Source organism: Nocardia camponoti, from assembly GCF_014646135.1.
Classification (GTDB): domain Bacteria; phylum Actinomycetota; class Actinomycetes; order Mycobacteriales; family Mycobacteriaceae; genus Nocardia; species Nocardia camponoti.
Genome location: NZ_BMMW01000002.1, coordinates 117,870 through 136,426 on the forward strand (window position 1 = coordinate 117,870; position 18,557 = coordinate 136,426).

Annotated in this window: 13 protein-coding genes; 4 read left to right on the forward strand and 9 right to left on the reverse strand. The window is 66.1% G+C overall.

Translation table 11 applies throughout. The features are described 5' to 3' along the window. Positions 1-61: 61 nt before the first annotated feature. Genes IEX78_RS08745 through IEX78_RS08760 form a run of 4 tightly spaced genes read right to left on the reverse strand, consistent with a single transcriptional unit; the run spans position 62 to position 3,629 of the window. On the reverse strand, positions 62-361 hold the full coding sequence (locus tag IEX78_RS08745) for an Rdx family protein (RefSeq protein ID WP_188828421.1): 300 nt from the start codon (positions 359-361) through the stop codon (positions 62-64). Next, positions 358-756, reverse strand: coding sequence for a YchJ family protein (locus IEX78_RS08750; RefSeq protein WP_188828422.1), 399 nt, complete (start codon positions 754-756; stop codon positions 358-360). The genes IEX78_RS08745 and IEX78_RS08750 overlap by 4 nt, the downstream gene beginning before the upstream one ends. Positions 757-765: 9 nt before the next feature. Next, positions 766-1,173 (reverse strand): hypothetical protein, encoded by a 408-nt coding sequence (locus IEX78_RS08755; protein ID WP_188828423.1) that lies wholly within the window; start codon positions 1,171-1,173, stop codon positions 766-768. Next, the gene (locus tag IEX78_RS08760; protein WP_229683819.1) at positions 1,170-3,629 is read right to left on the reverse strand and encodes an AAA family ATPase; all 2,460 of its coding nucleotides are present in this window, start codon (positions 3,627-3,629) and stop codon (positions 1,170-1,172) included. The genes IEX78_RS08755 and IEX78_RS08760 overlap by 4 nt, the downstream gene beginning before the upstream one ends. 408 nt (positions 3,630-4,037) lie before the next feature. Here IEX78_RS08760 and IEX78_RS08765 point away from each other — a divergent pair, with 408 nt between their 5' ends. From IEX78_RS08765 to IEX78_RS08780, 4 genes are read left to right on the forward strand one after another with little or no spacing between them, the layout of a single operon-like run. Continuing rightward, a complete protein-coding gene (locus tag IEX78_RS08765; protein ID WP_188828425.1) occupies positions 4,038-7,037 on the forward strand; it encodes an SWIM zinc finger family protein in 3,000 nt (999 codons plus the stop codon). Beyond that, complete coding sequence (locus tag IEX78_RS08770) at positions 7,034-8,134, forward strand: ATP-binding protein (RefSeq protein ID WP_188828426.1); 1,101 nt, start codon at positions 7,034-7,036, stop codon at positions 8,132-8,134. Before IEX78_RS08765 ends, IEX78_RS08770 begins: the two co-directional genes overlap by 4 nt. A 22-nt stretch (positions 8,135-8,156) precedes the next feature. Beyond that, complete coding sequence (locus IEX78_RS08775) at positions 8,157-10,589, forward strand: DUF5682 family protein (RefSeq protein ID WP_188828427.1); 2,433 nt, start codon at positions 8,157-8,159, stop codon at positions 10,587-10,589. 34 nt (positions 10,590-10,623) lie between these two features. Then, positions 10,624-11,787: a VWA domain-containing protein gene (locus tag IEX78_RS08780; RefSeq protein WP_188828428.1), complete on the forward strand. Its 1,164-nt coding sequence runs from the start codon at positions 10,624-10,626 to the stop codon at positions 11,785-11,787. 67 nt (positions 11,788-11,854) lie between these two features. Here the strand turns inward: IEX78_RS08780 and IEX78_RS08785 are convergent, their stop codons facing one another. The 5 genes from IEX78_RS08785 to IEX78_RS08805 all read right to left on the reverse strand — a co-directional run bounded on the left by IEX78_RS08785 (position 11,855) and on the right by IEX78_RS08805 (position 18,538). After that, complete coding sequence (locus tag IEX78_RS08785) at positions 11,855-14,389, reverse strand: ABC transporter permease (RefSeq protein ID WP_229683821.1); 2,535 nt, start codon at positions 14,387-14,389, stop codon at positions 11,855-11,857. Continuing rightward, positions 14,386-15,168 (reverse strand): ABC transporter ATP-binding protein, encoded by a 783-nt coding sequence (locus IEX78_RS08790; protein WP_188828429.1) that lies wholly within the window; start codon positions 15,166-15,168, stop codon positions 14,386-14,388. Before IEX78_RS08790 ends, IEX78_RS08785 begins: the two co-directional genes overlap by 4 nt. 73 nt (positions 15,169-15,241) lie before the next feature. After that, positions 15,242-16,156, reverse strand: coding sequence for a hydroxymethylglutaryl-CoA lyase-like TIM-barrel protein (locus IEX78_RS08795; protein ID WP_188828430.1), 915 nt, complete (start codon positions 16,154-16,156; stop codon positions 15,242-15,244). A gap of 184 nt (positions 16,157-16,340) precedes the next feature. Then, on the reverse strand, positions 16,341-17,564 hold the full coding sequence (locus IEX78_RS08800) for a CaiB/BaiF CoA transferase family protein (RefSeq protein WP_229683822.1): 1,224 nt from the start codon (positions 17,562-17,564) through the stop codon (positions 16,341-16,343). 44 nt (positions 17,565-17,608) lie between these two features. Next, the gene (locus IEX78_RS08805) at positions 17,609-18,538 is read right to left on the reverse strand and encodes a TauD/TfdA dioxygenase family protein (RefSeq protein ID WP_188828431.1); all 930 of its coding nucleotides are present in this window, start codon (positions 18,536-18,538) and stop codon (positions 17,609-17,611) included. Between the last annotated feature and the right edge of the window lie 19 nt (positions 18,539-18,557).

Consider the following 18,557-nt stretch of genomic DNA (forward strand, 5'->3'; position numbering starts at 1 on the left):
CTACCGACAGGTAACAGATCATTACACGCAGTCACAGCGATAGCTGTAAGTATGCTGGCGTTTAGCGTGACGGTCCGTCGCGGCGGTCGACGTGGCCAAGGTCGCGATTGGGAGCAATGCGGTCACGCACCCGCTGCTTGAGTTGGGCGATCTCGGGGAAGCCGCCGTCGGCCTTGCGCTCCCACAGCTGTTCGCCGTCGAGGGTGATGCGGAAAATGCCGCCCTCGCCGGGAATCAGCGCCACTTCGCCCAGTTCGGTCGTGAATGTCGACAGCAGTTCCTGTGCCATCCAACTCGCGCGCAGCAACCAGCGGCATTGGGTGCAGTATTCGATCGCGACGCGCGCGCCGGGTGTTGTCATGCCACAAATGTCCCATCGAGGTACACCCACGCGCCGTTGACCCGCACGAACGTGCTCACCTCGTGCATCCGGTCACGCACGGTCCCCTGACGGTAATGGGCCATGAACTCGACGGTGCCGTTGTCGTCGAACGGGCCGCCGCGTTCGGTTTTGAGCACTTCGAGGAACAGCCAGTGATGCTCGGCGTCGAGCGAAAGGTCGGCGGGGAGGGTGTCGGGGTGCCAGGATCGACGCAGGTAGTCGACGTCGCCGACCACGTAAGCGGTGTAGCGCGAGCGCATCAGAGCTTCGGCGGTCGCTGCCGGTTTGGTCGCGGCAAGGATAGGGCCGCAGCACACGTCGAACGGTTCGCCGCGACGGCACGGACACGGTCTCGCTTCACCCATGCCGGTCATCTTGCCCGCTCAACCAAAGTTTTGCTGCGCGAGGGGGACGTGTTCGAGCGCGCGAACAAGCTCGACGGTCTGGTCGCGCCAGCGGCGCAGGTCGGTGATCCCCGGTGCCATTTCGTAGTCAAGATGATGGGCGGCGCGCGACAACGCGGCCCAGAGCGCGCCGACTTCCCCTGAGGTGCCAGGACCGGCGTAGGCACGCAAAGCGAGCAGTTGCGCGCGCATCGGACATCGCATGAGTTCGGGTGCGAGTACACCCCACAGTTCGTCGACGGCTTGTTCGAGCGCGAGTCGAAGGATCCACGCGACGGCACGCGACCAGACCCCGTCAGCGTCGGAGATTGAGCCAGCGAGCAGGTTGTCGACGGCGGCGATACGTTCGCGGACCGATGGTCGCCGAGCGAAGGCGTACCCGTTCATGCACGGGCCAATTTCGGCTCATGCGCACGCAACCACGAGATGAAACGTTCAGTGTCGCCGATCAATTCGCGCATGGGGCGGCCGATGGGCACGTGCGCGCCCGCGGTCGCGTCGCGGAGCACACCGACCAACCAGCGGCCGCCGACCGTGCTCAAATGTTTGTTGAGATCGTCAACGCGACTGCCGGGGCCCATCAACGCGAGGGTGAGCATCGCGCGCGTGGTGTGCGCGTTGCGGATCTGACGTTCGACCTCGTGATGGTCGATGCCGCGCGCGAGCAGTTCGGCACGCGCCTTCGCCAAGCCAGCTGCCTCGATTGCCGATCGACAGCACGTCGCGACAAGTTCGTCGGCGATCGCGGGTGGTAGCTGCGCGGTGCGAAGTAGCGATCGCGCGTCGTCGAGGTAGCGGCGCACCGGGTCGCCGGTGACGCGCGTCTCGACGATCGAGCGTTCACGGCGCTGCACTTCGACCACGGTCGCGTCGAGCTGCATGCGGCGCACCGCTTCGGCAAGTCGCTCGTCGTGGGTAAACACGACGACCTGCCGTGTTTCGGCGACCTCGGCAAGTACGCGGGCGAGCCCGTCGACCTTGGCCGGATCCATTGCCTGGACCGGGTCGTCAATCATGACGAACCGGAACGGACTACTCGCGACGGTGGCGCGTGGGAGGAAAAGCGACAACCCGAGCGCGTGCAGTTCACCTTGGCTCATCACGCCCAGGGCAGCGCCGTCGACGTCGTCGACGGTCACGTCGAGCAGCACGCGACGCGCGGTGCCCGCGCTGCCCTGCAACCGGATCGCGCCGAGTTCGACGTTGCTTTGCTGTCGTAGCGTGCGCCAGACCCAGCGCGCGGCGTTTTCCAACGGGCGCATCCGGTCGCCGCGCAGGTTCGCGGTGGCGACTTTGAGCCAATCAGCGGCACGTTTGACCACGCGCAATTCGTCGGCGGCGGCGGCGACAGCATGGGCGGTCTCAAGCCATGCACTCACCCGCGCGACCGTCGGCAACCACACGGATTCGCTGCTGGCTAGCTCGGCACGTGCCGCTGTTTGCGCGGCGGCCAATGCGGTTGAGAGCTGGTCGTGGGCGGTTTCGACCCGAGCGACGAGCGTCTCGCTCGGTTCGGCTTCGCGCAGGTTGGTCCAGTGTGTCCACTGTTGGCTTAGGTCCGCCCACCCGTTCCCTACCGGGCAGTCAGCGAGAATCTCAGCGAATTCCATTGTCGCTTGGTTCTTTTCTGCGACGGACGCATGCAATGCTTTAAGTCGCGCGCTGCGTTCCGCGATTTCCGCGTCCGCGTCGGCGCGCCACCGCGCATCGAGCTGACTACGCCCGCACACCGGACACGCGCATGGGCTGTCTTCGGCGTCAGCATGGGCACGTGCGCGCACCAGTAGGTCTAGCACGCGCTGGTCAGCGAGGCTTTCTGCCGTTGTGAACCGGTCTGCTTCGGCGGCGGCGACAACGAGTCTTCGTGCGGCGGCGACTACGGTGGCGCGCTCCGGGAGCGTGACGTGGAGGAGATAACGAAGCGCATCGACAGGGACCGAAGACGCTCCGACGAACAAACCAACAGTGTCAGCCTGGACGGGCTCCTCGTTCGCGTACTGCCCCGAAATCGCGAGGGCTATCGCGCCCAGGTCGGGCCCAGGTGCAGCGAGGAGCGTCGCGATGCGTTGCACCCGCGAATCGTCAACCGCACCAAGTACTTCGGCGAGCGCGACCCGTTCCGCACGCGAATCCTTCGCCGCGCGTTCCAGTTCTAGTCGGCGGGCACGTACGCGCTCCGTCGCATCGGACAGTTCGTTGAGCCCGAGGAGGCGATGCAGAGCGTCGAAGAGGTCGCTCGGCTTGCCGTCGACAAGGGCACCCAGCTCGCTATACGACAGGAACGGGCGATAAAGCTCAAGTTCGGTTCGCCCCGCCTCGGGGTCATGTGAGACAGGCCTCTCGCTCCCCCGTCGACGCGTCCAACTAGCTTCGGCAAGCTCAGCGTCGGCATCCCACTCGGTCGCGATAGTCAGTGCGGGATCGTTTCCCGCCGTGAGTAATTCGACCTCTATGCGCGCCAGGTGGGGCTGATGCAGGTTGCGCCACCCCTCTTTCCACGCACCTGCCCGACCGTCCCAGCGACGGTTGCCGCCGGTGAGTGCGAACTCGGCCGCCTCAGCGAAGCTGGATTTGCCGCTGCCATTACGGCCAACGACGAGCGTGAGGCCGGGTCCCGGATTGAGCCGTAGCGTCGCGACTGGCCCAATCCCGCGAAAGCCCTGCACGGCAATCGAGCGCAGGAACACGCCGTGGGCGATGAATTGGCCTGTGTCACCGTTCTTTTCGTCGGCGCCGACTGCGAACCCAACCGCATCGAGCACGCATTCGGCAACGGCGGCATCAATATTGGGATCGGCGGCGAGTTCACGCGCGAGGACATCAGCAACACGATCAGAACACACCCGTCTCACACCCCCCCAAGGCACGTACATCGGTGAAAGCTGGTCGCGGAAAACGCTACCCGATCGCGGGCGGTTTGCCCAGGGAATGCGGTGGGCCGCTACGAGATCTGCCCGCGGGAGTGGAATGGCCATCGAAAGCCGCCCAAGCGTGCTGGCCGTCGATGCCCACCCCTCGTCCACTCCGGCGGGCAGATCGATGAGGTTCGCGCCCGCGCCACTCTGCGAAAAGTGAGGCTGACGGTCCGGCTCGGCCGAACACGACAGAATGCCAGACAATATTGTTCGTGACAAGACCCGGTTGTCGAATGCGCTTGCGCACCACGGTTGTCCAGCGGTTTTGTCCGCGCCAACGAAACTTGTCGGTGGGTTCGGGTACATATTTCTCTCATCACCGAACGGGGGAATGAGATGACCGAGACGCCAACCGTGTTGACCGCCGAACAGGTCAGCGCGCTCGCACCAGATGCCAGTTCACTCACCGCCGCGCGCAAACTGGCGAGCCGCTGGCGCGAAACTGGCGCTACTGCGAACGCGGTGTGGGGGCTGTGTCAGGGCAGCGGCAGCAAGCCGTATCAGACCATTGTCGACCTGGCTGGTCCCGCCTACAAATGCACCTGTCCGAGCCGCAAGTTTCCTTGCAAACACGCGCTCTCGCTGTTGCTGAACTGGGCGGCGAACGGCGTTGCGGCACACACAGAGCCGGCCGACTTCGCTGCGGAGTGGCTGGCGGGACGCGCGGCGAAAGCTGCCGCGCCGAAAGCCACGTCGAGCAAGCCGATTTCAGCGGAGGCGCTCGAAGCGCGTGGTGCTCGGGTCGCCGCCGGGCTTGCCGAGTTGGAAATCTGGCTTGCCGACCAGGTGAGAACCGGTCTCGCACAAGCCGATCGGTCGTACGCGACGTTTGAAGCGATAGCCGCGCGCATGGTCGACGCGCAGGCGCCCGGCGTCGCGGAATCGCTGCGCAAGCTGCCGCGCGCCGTCACCACTACCGAACATTGGCCCGCGCTCCTGTTGCGTGAGTACGCGCGTCTGCATCTCCTCGTTCGCGCCTATCGCGGGCTCGCGACGTTGCCCGAGCCATTGCAGGCGGGCGTGCGGGCGCACGTTGGTTACCCGATGCGCGCCGATACCGTGCTCGCCGAACCCGCCGTCCGCGATGTGTGGCAAGTGCTTGGCATGCGGGTTACCGAGGAAGACGCGCTGCACACGCGCCGCACGTGGTTGCGCGGGCGAAGCAGCGGCCGATGGGCGCTGTTCATCGAGCACTCCCACGGCAGCCCACGTTTCTCTAGTGAAGTACCTGCACCGGGTTACGAAGTCGATGCCGACCTGCACTTTTACCCCGCACCGGCTCCGCTGCGCGCTCAGTGGGGCACGCGCCACCACGCACCGCAACCGTTCGCCACGGTGCCCCAGCCCCTCTCCACCGCGCTGAGCGGGCACTCGGCCACCGACATTGCCCGGTCTAACCCGCCCGGCATTGGTGCCGAGTCCAGCGCGCCGTCGACCACTTGCATCGAGGGTGCGCTCACCGCATACGCCCAAGCCTTAGGTGCCGATCCGTGGGTGCGATCGTGGCCCGCACTCCTTGTCGACGTCATTCCGGTCCCCGACCCTGCGGGCTGGTGGCTCATCGATACGAACCGCACCGCGCTGCCCGTCATCGCGGCTCGCCAGTCGTTGCGGTTGCTCGCGGTTTCTGGCGGTCATCCCGTCACCGTGATGGGCGAATGGACCGAAGCTGGCTTCGACCCGATCTCGGTGCTCGAGGCAGGCGTCGTTTCCGAGATTGAGGCCGTCGGCACGCCTGAACTAGCGGTCGCGTCCCCGTGTCCCGAACTGGCCGAACTGGTTTCCGTCGCCCTGATGGGCACCGCGCGTCGCACCATCGACGGGATCACGCTTGAGCCTGAACTCATCGCCGCGCTGCCGAACCGGACAGGCGAGCCCGCGACCCGGCTACTTGAGGCCGCGTCGCTCTACGAGCTGTATCTCAGCGGGGGTCACACGCCCGCGCATGCGCCGGTAATCCCCTGTGCGCCAGCCCCTTCCGATCCGCGCCCGCTTTTGCCGACACTCGCCGCGGCAAGGCTCTCGCAGCTATTGAGCACCAAGTCGCCGTTCCTTCGCGAATGGCTGAGTGCGGCAAGCGAATTCGATTACCGCCTGCCCGATGCGCTGTGCGTCCAAGCGCTGGTAGGCGCCGCTGCCGATACCAGCATGCGGCCACAACTCCTTCGCTTGGCGGGCACGCGCGGTCGCTGGCTCGCACCGCACAACCCCGGCTGGTCGAATTTGGTCGACGCGTTCCCGCTCGGTGCGGGCAGCGCCGATCAAACGCCAACGGCGGCGTTCACAACCGAACAGCTTGTCGCCGACGAGGTTTGGCGCTACGGGACCGCTGGCGAGCGCACCGACTGGTTCGCGAACCTTCGCCGCACGAATCCAACGGTCGCCGTCGCGGTACTCGCTGACGGCTGGGCTAAGGAATCGGGCCCCATCAAGGCCGAACTCCTTTCGCTGCTCGCCGACAACCTCGCGACCACCGATGAGGCCCTGCTCGAAACCGCGCTCGACGACCGGCGTGGGGATGTGCGCCGCGCCGCCGTCAGTCTGCTCACGCGCCTGCCCCATGCCGCGTTCGGCACCCGAATGATCGCGCGGGTCAGCGCGTGGCTTTCGCTGGACGAAGACGGCAAAGTAGCTGTTGCTGTGCCGGAGACGCTCGACGCCGACGCACGTCGCGATGGTCTGTCTGACAGCACCGACCAGGCGCACCTACGGTGGGAAACCCCGGATTCAACCGTCAAAACGCTCCGTCAGGCGGTTTCCTCGATGCCGCTCACCGGGTGGCAGACGGTCACTGGCCAGCCCAACATCACTGCCGATTCAGTTCTCAGCCTCGACCTGCCGCCGCGGTACGCCAAGGCGTTTGTCGACGGCCTCGTCGACGCGACGCTCGCCCAACGCGACCACACCTGGGCGCGTGCGGTTTTCGACCACGCATCCCCCACCGAGCAGGCCGTGCTACGCCGACGCGAACTGTTCTCACTGCTGCACGCCGATGACCGGGTCGAGCATGTACTCGACCTCGACTCCCACCAACTCACCGAGCTTCACGCGATCCTGCCCGGGCTCGCCCATCCGTGGCCCGCTCGGGTCGCCGACCACATCCTGCGACTACTCGGCGAACGCGCGCGCACCACCGCTCGCGCCAACCGCGACAACGTGGGCGTCTACTCCGACCGTGCCCTGCTCACCGCGGCGGGCGTGCACTTCCCACCCGACCTCGCCGCGCGCGTCACCACGCTCGCCGACACCACCGAAGATCCCGCCTGGCAGCAGGCATTCCACCGACTCGCAAGCGATCTCCGCGATCGCGCGACCATGCTTGAGGAGCTACGTTGACCGTCACCGAAATCGAAACCGGCCTCCTTCGCCCACACGCCGAACAGGCGTTCGCCGACGAACTCGCCGCGCTCGCCCGCCTCGATGACCGGCCGCGCCCGCCTTCGTGGCAGCTGTCGCCGTGGGCGGTCGTCACGTATCTCCTTGGCGGCACGCTTGAGGACGGCACCGTCATCACGCCCAAGTACGTCGGGCCGCGCAGGCTGATGGAGGTCGCGGTCGCGACACTCGCGACTGACCGCGCGCTCCTGTTGCTTGGCGTGCCCGGAACCGCGAAAACCTGGGTGTCCGAGCATCTTTCGGCTGCCATCAGTGGCTCGTCGACCTTGCTCGTGCAGGGCACGTCCGGCACGGCGGAAGAAGCCATTCGCTACGGCTGGAACTACGCGCGCCTGCTCGCCGAAGGTCCAAGCCCGGCCGCCCTTGTCGCGTCACCGGTCATGACCGCGATGCGAACGGGTGCCATCGCCCGCATCGAGGAACTCACCCGCATCCCCTCCGACGTCCAGGATGCGCTCATCACCGTCCTGTCGGAGAAAACGCTGCCCGTGCCGGAACTGGGCACCGAGGTCCAGGCCGCGAAGGGCTTCAATGTCATCGCGACCGCGAATGATCGCGACCGTGGCGTCAACGACCTGTCATCGGCGCTGCGCAGGCGGTTCAACACCGTGGTCCTCCCACTTCCCGCCGACGAGGATTCCGAGGTCGCGATCGTCAGCCGTCGCGTCGAACAACTCGGTGCCGCACTCGAATTGCCGACCGTTCCCGCCGCCGCTGAGGAGGTGCGTCGCGTCGTTCGCGTCTTCCGCGAGCTGCGATCGGGCATCACCGCTGACGGGCGGACGAAGCTCAAGTCGCCGACCGGCACGCTGTCGACAGCTGAGGCGATTTCGGTGATCACCAACGGCATCGCGCTGTCGGCGCACTTCGGCGACGGGGTGCTGCGCGCGTCCGACATCGCGGGCGCGGTGCTCGGGTCGGTCATTAAGGATCCCGTCGCCGACGCGGTGGTGTGGACCGAATACCTCGAAGCCGTCGTGCGTGAACGTCCTGATTGGGCCGATTTCTACCGCGCTTGCCGCGAGATTTCCGGCTAAGCAGCCTCGCTAAAGGATGCCGATGAACAACACTGAGCCCGTAACCCGGGTGTTCGGGATACGCCACCACGGTCCCGGTTCCGCGCGGTCGCTGCGGACCGCGCTACACGAGTTCGCACCCGACATGATCTTGATCGAGGGGCCAGCCGACGCGGACCCGCTTGTCGGGTTCGTCGCCGCCGACACCATGACCCCACCCGTCGCGCTGCTCGCCTACGTCCCCGACGCGCCAGCACGCGCCAGCTTCTGGCCGTTCGCGGTGTTCTCGCCGGAATGGCAGGCGATGCGCTACGGCGTGGATCACGAAGTCCCCGTGCGGTTTTGCGATCTGCCAGCCAGCGCGGTGCTGGCGAGCGAGGACGAGACACGCGAACAGGGCGACCCACTCGGCGAACTCGCGGCAGCAGCCGGTTACGACGACTTCGAACGCTGGTGGGACGCGGTCATCGAATCCGCCCCCGACAGCGCGGCTTTCGACGCGATCACCGAAGCAATGGGCGCGTTGCGCGACGACAGCGACAGCGACAGCGACAGCGACAGCGATACCGGCAGCCCGTACGACATCGGCGGTCGGGGCGGCAGCGCCACCAGTAGCGACAGTGGCAGCGGCAGCAATGGCAGCGACGCGAACCACCGCGACAGCGACAGCGGAAGCAGCGGCGGGGTCTGCGGCGGCGAGGGCGCGAGCAGCGACGGTCGGGTCCACGACATTTCGTCCGAGGTAGCCGGTTCAACGCCGCGCGAAAGCAACCTCGTCGTCGACCAACAAACCCTGCGCCGCGAGGCGTACATGCGGCAGACCATTCGCGCCGCGCTCAAAGGTGGCGCGCAACGTGTCGCCGTGGTGTGCGGCGCGTGGCATGCCCCCGCGCTCAGCGGCCCGCTCGGCCCAGCAGCGCCAGATGCGCGGCTGCTCAAGGGCTTACCCAAGGTCAAAGCGTCGCTTACCTGGGTGCCGTGGACGCATTCCCGGCTCGCATCCACGTCGGGGTACGGCGCGGGCATCACCTCGCCCGGCTGGTATCACCACCTCTTCACCGAGACGCGGCAGCCGATCGCACGCTGGCTCACAAGGGTCGCCGGCGTGCTGCGCGGTCACGACCTACCAGTGTCGAGCGCGCACATCATCGAAGCGGTCTGTCTCGCGGAAAGCCTTGCCGCCCTGCGTAATCGGCCCCTCGCTGGCCTTTCCGAAGTCACCGAGGCAGTGCGGTCGGTGATGTGCGGTGGTGACGAAACCCTGCTGCGTTTCGTCACCGACGAACTCGTCGTCGGCGAACAGCTCGGCGGCGTACCCGACAACACACCAACGGTTCCGCTCGCGGCCGACCTACGAGCCCGCAGCAAGTCACTGCGCCTCAAGCCGGAAGCGCTTGAGCGCGCACTCGACCTGGACCTGCGCAAAGAGCGCGACGTCGAACGCTCGCACTTGCTGCATCGACTGAGATTGCTCGGCGTCGGGTGGGGCACACCGACCGTCGGCGAGGTGCGCAACACCGGCACCTTTCGCGAATCCTGGTCGCTGCGTTGGCAACCCGAGTTCGAAGTGCGCATCGTGGAAGCGGCGGTGTGGGGCAACACTCTCAAGACCGCGGCCGAGGCCAAGATCCTCGACCTCGCCAACCGCGACGACGTAACCGTCACCGCGCTCGCGGACGCGCTTGAGACGGCACTGCTCGCCGACCTAGGCGGCGCGACTGACGGGCTGATCAGGAGGCTCGAAGCTGTCGCCGCGCTCGACACCGACGTCACCCACCTGCTGAGCGCACTCCCCGGCCTCACCCGCACGCTGCGCTACGGCGACGTGCGCGGCACCGACACCAAAGCGCTACTGCATGTCGCCGACGGTCTCCTTGTCCGCATTTGTGCTGGTCTACCGAGTGCGGTTACGGGCCTCGACGTCGACGCCGCCGAAGCGTTGCGCGCCCAACTCGACGCCGCACACACGGCGATCAGCGTCCGCGACGACGAGCACGCCACCGACGAGTGGCTTACCACGCTGCACCGCATCGCCGACCGCGACGACGTGCATGGGGCCATCACCGGCCGTTTAGTCCGACTGCTGTGCGATGCCGAACGGATCGACGACGCCGAATCAGCGCGACGACTGTCCGCGGCGTTGTCGATCGGCAACACACCAGCGGCGAAGGCTGCGTGGATCGACGGCTTCCTCGGCGGACGCGGTCTGCTGCTCGTGCACGATCGAGAGTTGCTGCGCCGCATCGACGAATGGCTTATAGCGCTGCCCGAAGATCAATTCGTCGCCACCCTTCCCCTGCTACGCCGCACGTTCGGTTCGTTCGAATCGGGCGAACGTCGCGCGATCGGTCAGGCGAGCCAAGCGTTGCGCGATGGCGTTTCCACGAGCGAAACCGCCGCAACGATCGCGGTCGATCCCCTTCGCGGGCGCATGGCGCTGCACGCGGCGACCGCGATCTTGGCGGCAGCCCAATGACCACTGTCAGCACGACAAGCAAGGAGCGCCGCTCATGACCGACGCAGCCGAAAATGCTTCGCGCCGTTGGCGTCTGGTCCTCGGTCAGGCCGCCGAGGAACAGCTAGGCGGCCTCGGCTCCGGCGCCGACCAGGCAATGGATCAGGCGCTCGCCGCGCTCTACAACACCGACAAGCCAGCGGGCTCGTCGAAACGTAGTGCGGGCCTTGGTAGTTCAGCGCCGAAGGTCGCGCGCTGGCTCGGCGACATCCGCACCTACTTTCCCACCACGGTCGTCGAGGTCATGCAGCGCGACGCGGTCCGCCGACTCGACCTCACCCAGCTGCTCCTCGAACCCGAACTGCTTGAATCCGTTGAGCCCGACGTACACCTCGTCGGCACGCTGCTCGGCCTCAACCACGTGATGCCCGAAACGACCAAGGCCACCGCGCGCATGGTCGTTGAGAAGGTGGTGCGCGACATCGAGGCGCGCATCGCCGCCGAAACAGTCGCGGCCGTCAGTGGCTCGATCAATCGGTCCGCGCGCACGCATCGACCGAAGCTGCGTGACATCGACTTCGATCGAACAATTCGCAAGAATCTAGCCAACTACCTGCCCGAACAGTGCACGATCGTGCCCGAACGCCTGGTCGGCTATGGACGCAAGGCCCAGGCGGTCCAGCGCGACGTCGTGCTCGCGATCGACCAATCCGGTTCGATGGCGGCCAGCGTCGTTTACGCGTCGGTGTTCGGCGCGGTGCTCGCGTCGATGCGGTCGCTCAAAACGTCGCTTGTGGTTTTCGATACCGAGGTTGTCGACCTCACCGAGCACCTCACCGACCCGGTCGACGTGCTGTTCGGCACGCAACTCGGCGGCGGCACCGACATCAACCGCGCGATCGCCTACTCGCAGTCGCTCATCACGCGCCCGACCGACAGCCTGTTCGTCCTCATCTCCGACCTCTACGAGGGTGGCGTGCGCAACGAGATGCTGCGCCGATGCAATGCGATGAAGGAATCGGGCGTGCAAGTTGTTGTGCTGCTTGCCCTTTCGGACGAAGGTGCGCCCGCTTACGATCACGACAATGCGGCAGCCCTTGCGGCCCTTGGCATTCCAGCCTTCGCCTGCACGCCGGACAAGTTCCCCGCCCTGCTCGCCGCAGCGCTCGACCGGGGCGACCTGACCCAGTGGGCCCACACCCATGCTCCGGCAAGCTAAGCGGTTCTGGACAAACGAGATCGGCCCCCGCCTACGTAGCGCGAGGGCCGATATCGTCGAGCGACTGCTACAGGTCCGCGATCGCTGCCAACGGGGGCGTCCGCGCCGCGCGCACACCCGGCCACACCGCGGCAAGCACACCGACAATGGCCGAAGCGATCAGCACGATCACCAACTGCGTCCACGGGATGGTGATTTGGTCGATACCAAGGTCACGCAGGGTCCGCAGGAACCCAACCCCAAGCGCGACGCCAAGCACCAGACCGACGATCGCGCCGAATACCGCGATCAGCATCGACTCGAGGTAGATCGTCCTGCGCACCTGGGCACGCTGGGTGCCCACCGCGCGCAGCATGCCGATCTCGCGACGTCGCTCGACCACCGACAGCGCGAGCGTGTTGATGATGCCGAGCACCGCGATCACGACGGCCAACGCGAGCAGCCCATAGAGAATCGCGAGCAGCGTGTTGATCTGCGCGCCCTGAGCGCCCTTGAACTGCTCGTGGTCCTGCACCTGGACGATGACGAACGGTTCGGTCGCCTTCTCCAAGTTGGTGCGCATAGCGGTGAGGTCAGCGCCGGGCCGCGCCTTCACGAGCACGAAGACGTTGGTCCGCAGACTTTGCGGCATCAGGTCGTCGTAGATGCCCGGGTCAACGACCATCGCGCCCATCAGCGCGGAGTCGGTGTAGATGCCGCCGACGGTGAGTTCAAGCGGCCGGTTGTCGAGGCTGGTAATGCCGACCTTGTCGCCGACCTTCCAGCCGTGATCCGCCGCAGCCGTCTCGCTCACGAGCGTCTTGCCTTCGCCGAGCGTGGCCGAGCCCTGGGTCATCTTCACGTCGATCACGGGCGAGAGCGGGCCGTCGGGCGACGTCGCGCCGATGGTCTCGTCCTTGAACTTGAAGCCGACCGCTCGCACCCCGGTCGCGTCGGCGACGCCGGGAACCTGGGCGCGAACCGCGTCGACCGCACCGATCGGCACGCCGATCATCTGGGGCCCAGCAAGCACGTATTCCGCGGTGACGCCCTTGTCGATGAGCACCGAAACGCTCGTCTTCGCCGACGCGCCGAGAATGCCGATGGCCGAGACGAGCATCAGTCCGAGGGTCAGCGCGAACGCCGTCGCCGCGGTGCGCCGCGGGTTGCGAACCGCGTTATTACGTGCCATCTGGCCGATCGGGCCGAACGGGCGCGTGAGCACACCAAGCGCGCCGACGATGGGCCGCGACAGCGCGGGCGCGGCAAGCAGGACAGCGAGAATCAACGCGAGCGCGCCGATACCCACAATCGACGCGGCGGTCTTGCCCGACTCACGTGCCCCGAAGAACACGAGCGCGCCACCGATAACCGCGAGGACAGTGCCAGCGATGGTGCGCAGGCGCAGGGAGTCGCCGATGCTCGCGAATTCCGACCGCATCGCTTCAACCGGGGGCACCTTGGCCGCGCGACGGGCCGGTGCGTACGCGCTCGCAACGGTGACGATCAGCCCAACCGCGATGGCGACGATGGCCGTACGGGGCAGCACGGTCAGCGAACCCGTAGGCAGCCCAACGTCGAAGGCGTTCAGCATCGCCGAGAGCCCGTAGGCAAGCCCGATGCCGGCCGCGAGACCGAGCGCGCTACCGATCAGCCCGATCACCACCGCTTCACTGACAACCGAGCGACCGACCTGCTGACGACTCGCGCCAATTGCGCGCAGCAACGCGAGTTCACGCAGCCGCTGGGCGACGATCATCGAGAACGTGTTGTAGATGATGAACGTGCCGACGATCAGCGCGATCGACCCGAACGCCAACAGGAAGTAGTTGATGAACGTCAGGGCATCCGAGATCTGCTTTTGCATGTCGTCGCGAACCTGCTCAGCGTTTTGCACCTTGTAGTTGGGCAGTTGGGCGGCGAGCGTGTCGCGCAACTCGTCGGCGTTCACGCCCGGCTGCGCGCGCAGGTCGGCATAGGCAACGTGCGAGCCGTCGGTGAACAGCTTGCGGGCCTGTTCTTGGGTGAACTGCACCGCGACGACACCGCCGCCAGCGGTTCCCGGCATGTCGTAAATGCCGGTGAGCGTGACCTCGAACGGCTCACCGCGCGAAGGGATAAGCACCTTGGTCTTATCCCCAACGTGCAGGCCGGCCTTCGTCGCGCCACCACTGTTGAGCGCGATCTCGCCCGGCACGCTCGGTGGCTTGCCCGCGACGTACTTGTCCGCCGTCTCTACAGCCTGGTCAGGAGGCAAATACGAAAGTCCGAAACTGGGTGCGCCGCCGGTCTGCACGGCCTTGCGCCCATCGGGTTCCAACAGCACGACTGGGCCGTTCATCGCGGGCGCGACCCGTGCCACCCCGGGCGCTTTGCCGAGGGCGTCGACGATGTTGGTCGGCAGCCCGAGTGACTGCGCGCCCTTGGGGCTAACTCGAACATCAACACCTTGAGCCTGGCCTTCGAAAATGCCGTCGAAGGTGCGCTGAAGCGTGTCGGTGAAGACGAACGAGCCGGAAATGAAGGCGGTGCCGAGCACCACCGAAAGGAGGGTCAGAGCAAGGCGCACCTTGTGCGCGGCGAGGTTGCGCAAGGCCACCTTGCGCATGGGACTAGCGCTCATCGGCCTTCCAGCGCCTTCATCCGGTCGAGCACCGAGTCCTGCGTCGGGTCGCGCAACTCGTCGACGATGCGGCCGTCGGCGAGGAAAACGACACGGTCGGCGTAGGAGGCCGCGCGCGGATCGTGGGTCACGATCACGACGGTCTGGCCAAACTCGTCAACGCTCGCGCGCAGAATCGACAGCACTTCACCCGAGGAGTGCGAGTCGAGGTTGCCGGTCGGTTCGTCGCCGAAGATGATTTCGGGCTTGCCGACGAGGGCGCGCGCACAGGCGACGCGCTGCTGCTGACCGCCGGAAAGCTCGGTGGGTCGGTGGCTGAGGCGGTCGGCCAGACCGAGGCGCTTGACGACCGTGTCGAGCCATTCCTGATCGGCTTTGCGACCCGCGATGTCGAGCGGCAGGGTGATGTTTTCCAGTGCGGTCAGCGTGGGGACCAGGTTGAATGCCTGGAAAACGAAGCCGATGCGGTCGCGACGCAGCGCGGTCATCTGCTTGTCGTTCAGGCCGGTCAGCGCCGTATCACCGATGCGGACCTCGCCCGAGCTGGCCACGTCGAGGCCGGCCAGGCAGTGCATCAGGGTGGATTTACCGGAACCGGACGGGCCCATGATGGCGGTGAACTCGCCCTTGGCGAAGTCGGCCGACACTCCGTCGAGCGCTTTGACCTGGGTGTCACCTGAGCCGTACACCTTCACCAGGTTTTCGGCGGCGGCCGCGATCTCGGCGGCCGCGTGGGCAGGGCTGGATTCGGTGTCGAGCCCCTTGTCAAGCGATGTCATGTGTCCAGTCTGTCTGGCCGATTATCGGCGCGCCATCCGGGTTCGCCCGGATATCTCACCTCTTATTGAGCTCTTAGCCAACAACCCAGTCGAAGGCGTCGGCTTTGGAAAACGCGCCTTCAAGCGCACGCGACCGATTCGGCTCGCCCAACTCAGCAAGCAACTCGCGCGACAGTCCGGCGAGGTCAGCGAGCACTTCAGGCGTGAACCACCCTGGCCGCGTCGCGAAGAGCAGGTCTTCGGTCGCGGTATTGCCGGACGCACCGGGGGCGAACGGGCAACCGCCGAGCCCGCCAAGCGCCCCGTCGACCATCGTCGCGCCCGCGGCGACGGCCGCGAGCGTGTTCGCCACGCCCATCCCCCACGTGTCGTGCCCGTGAAAGACGATTCGACGCGACAGCGAATGGTCGCGGACCGCGGCGACAAGCGCGCTGACCTGTCCTGGATGCGCTTGGCCGAGCGTGTCGGCGAGCACGATGTCGGTCGCGCCGACCGCGCGCGGGTCGTTGGCGATCTCAAGTACGCGGTCCGGATCGACGTCACCGTCGAAGGGGCACGTAAACGCCGTCGCTAGGCACAACTGAATGCTGCCACCGACTTCGTTGGCGTACTCGATGGCCTCGGGCATCGCCGCGAGCGACGCGTCGGTATCACGACCGATGTTGGCCCGATTGTGGGCGTCGCTCACCGAGAAGCAGTATTGGAAATTGCGCGCGCCCGCTGCGGCGGCCTTGGCGACATGCCGTGGCGTCGCGACCCACACCCAGCATTTCGCCAGCTCTTCCGGCGTGAGCGCGGCGATCAGGTCGAGCGAATTGGCAACGGGTGGAACAAGATCCGGCCGAGCCATCGACCCGATCTCTAATGCTTCGACGCCGGCGGCGAGCAGCCGCCGCACGACGGCGACCTTGGTTTCGGTGGGCAACACCTTGCCGGTGAGCTGCAGTCCGTCGCGCAAGGTGACATCGCGCAACACCGGCGCGGTCATGCGCGTTTCTCGGCAGCCGGAGCGGTCGATGAAACGGGGCGCGGCGGCCCGCACATCACCCCACCAAACAGCTTGTCGCCAACGCTGGCTGGAGCGGGGTGCACAGTGGGTCGCACATGACCGGGTCCACGCGGCTCCCACTTATTGCGGACAGGTGGGCGCCGGCGGCCGTGAACTCGTCGGGTCATGACGCACCCTCCAGCGCGGCGATCTGGTCGGGACTCATCCCCAGCACCTCCGACAGCACCTCATGGGTGTGTTCGCCAAGGTCAGGGCCGACATTGCGGATAGGCAGGGACTTGTCTCCAATCACCGGGACGATGCCCGGAAAACCAACGCTGCGAGGTTCATCCTCGCCAACGTCGACAGCAAAATGTTGAATCATGTCCCGAGCACGGTACTGCTCATCGGCGACAATGTCGGCCGCGGTGTAAATCGGGCCACAGGGAATGGCTGCCGCGTCAAGCAACGCTAACGCCTCATCGCGGGTCTTGGTGATCGTCCATTCGGCGATCGACGCGTCGAGCCGTTCACGATTGCGCCAACGGCCCGCGTTGTCGGCCAATTCCGGGTCAGTTGCCAGGTCAGCGCGACCGATGACGGTCATGTACCGCTGGAAAATCGCGTCGCCGTTGCCGCCGATGATGATGCTGAATCCGTCGCTTGTCGGGTACGCGTTCGACGGCGCGATGCCCTCCATTCGCCCGCCAACGCGCTCGCGATTGATCCCGTACGCGAGGTGGTCGGGCACGAGCGATTCCATCACCGACAGGATCGATTCGTTGAGCGCGACGTCGATAATCCGCTCGACCTGTGGGATAGGCCCGTCTACCTGTTCGCGCTGAAAAAGTGCCATGACCGTGCCGAATGCCGCGTAGATGCCCGCGATCGAGTCCCCGATCGACACCCCGACGCGCACGGGCGGCCGGTCGGGATCGCCGACGAGTTCACGAAGGCCGCCAACGGCTTCCGCGACAGCGGCGAAGCCCGGGCGGGCCGACATGGGCCCGGTTTGGCCATAAGCCGAGATCCGGGTAATGACGAGGTTCGGGTTCACCTGTTCAAGCACATCGGGCCCAAGGCCCCATTTCTCCAGCATGCCCGGCCGGAAATTCTCAAGCAGCACATCGCAGTGCCGGACTAAATCCAGCACGACATCGCGACCAGCCTGGGTGCGCAAATCAAGGACAATCGAACGCTTGTTGCGGTTGACCGTGCGATAGAGCATCGAGGTGTCACCGCCGTAAAGCCGCCAATTGCGCAGCTCATCGCCTGTTCCTGGCCGTTCGACCTTGATGACGTCGGCGCCGAAATCGCCGAGAATCCGACCTGCGGTTGGTGCGGCTACATAGTTGCCAAGTTCGAGGACACGCACTCCGTCCAACGGCTGTATACGCTTGTCCGCCACCCGGGCGACTCTAGCGTGTCGACCGGGTGGCGGGCGGATCAGGCTCAGCTCGCGAGCGGCTGAACTTCCTCAATGATCGAGTACTCTTCGGCGTTGCCGGTCAACACAGTGCTCTGTCGGCCGTCGATACCGACCGGGACATCGCCCGCGAGGGTGATGCGGGTCAGGCGACGCGGCTGGTCGTCGTAGTCGTCGACGGCGTAGTGCTGAGTGGCACGGTTGTCCCAGATTGCGACATCGCCTTCGGCCCACGTCCAGCGCGTTGTGTGCTCAAGCTTGATCACGCGATCCTGCAACAGCCGGAACAGCACCTGCGACTCATGGTTGGGCACCCCGACAAGCTGCTTGACGAAGTGGCCAAGCAGCAGCGCGCGCTCGCCCGTCTCGGGGTGTACCCGAACAACCGGGTGCTCGGTTTCGTACAGATCCGACTGGAATTCGGCGGTGTACTTGGCCTGACCGGCGCGAACCCGGTCGACCACACCCGCGTAGTCGTAAACGTTGGTGTGCACGGCGCGCAGGTTCGACACAAGGTCCTTAAGCGGTTCGGGCAGCGAGTTGTACGCCGCAACCGTCGACGCCCAGGTGGTCGTGCCGCCGTAGCTCGGCAGGTACTCGGCGCGCAGGATCGATGCCTTCGGAATGCGATCAACGAAGGTCACGTCGGTGTGCCACGAGTTGGCGCGACCGTTCTCCGAGTCGATCGCCAGGCTCTTGATGCCCTGCGACTTCACCGTCGGGTGCGGCGTTGTTGGCGTGCCAAGCAACTGCGCGAACTCGTACTGGCCGTCTTCGGTGAGGTGCTGCTGATCGCGGAAGAAGATCACCTTGTGCTCGTTGAGCGCCCGCCGAATGGCGGTGACGGTGTCGGCATCAAGCTCGCCACCCAGCCGCACGCCATCGATACGCGCGCCGATGTGGGCACCGAGTTTGGTCACCGTCACCGTGGTTGGCTGGGCAGTGTCGACCGTCATGGGAGATCACCTTCAGTTC

Bases quoted from the DNA above. Each gene is read 5' to 3' on its own strand.
- IEX78_RS08755 (WP_188828423.1), bottom strand. From the start codon at position 1,173: ATGAACGGGTACGCCTTCGCTCGGCGACCATCGGTCCGCGAACGTATC.
- IEX78_RS08795 (WP_188828430.1), bottom strand. From the start codon at position 16,156: ATGACCGCGCCGGTGTTGCGCGATGTCACCTTGCGCGACGGACTGCAG.
- IEX78_RS08790 (WP_188828429.1), bottom strand. From the start codon at position 15,168: ATGACATCGCTTGACAAGGGGCTCGACACCGAATCCAGCCCTGCCCAC.
- IEX78_RS08785 (WP_229683821.1), bottom strand. From the start codon at position 14,389: ATGAGCGCTAGTCCCATGCGCAAGGTGGCCTTGCGCAACCTCGCCGCG.
- IEX78_RS08765 (WP_188828425.1), top strand. From the start codon at position 4,038: ATGACCGAGACGCCAACCGTGTTGACCGCCGAACAGGTCAGCGCGCTC.
- IEX78_RS08780 (WP_188828428.1), top strand. From the start codon at position 10,624: ATGACCGACGCAGCCGAAAATGCTTCGCGCCGTTGGCGTCTGGTCCTC.
- IEX78_RS08750 (WP_188828422.1), bottom strand. From the start codon at position 756: ATGACCGGCATGGGTGAAGCGAGACCGTGTCCGTGCCGTCGCGGCGAA.
- IEX78_RS08805 (WP_188828431.1), bottom strand. From the start codon at position 18,538: ATGACGGTCGACACTGCCCAGCCAACCACGGTGACGGTGACCAAACTC.
- IEX78_RS08745 (WP_188828421.1), bottom strand. From the start codon at position 361: ATGACAACACCCGGCGCGCGCGTCGCGATCGAATACTGCACCCAATGC.
- IEX78_RS08775 (WP_188828427.1), top strand. From the start codon at position 8,157: ATGAACAACACTGAGCCCGTAACCCGGGTGTTCGGGATACGCCACCAC.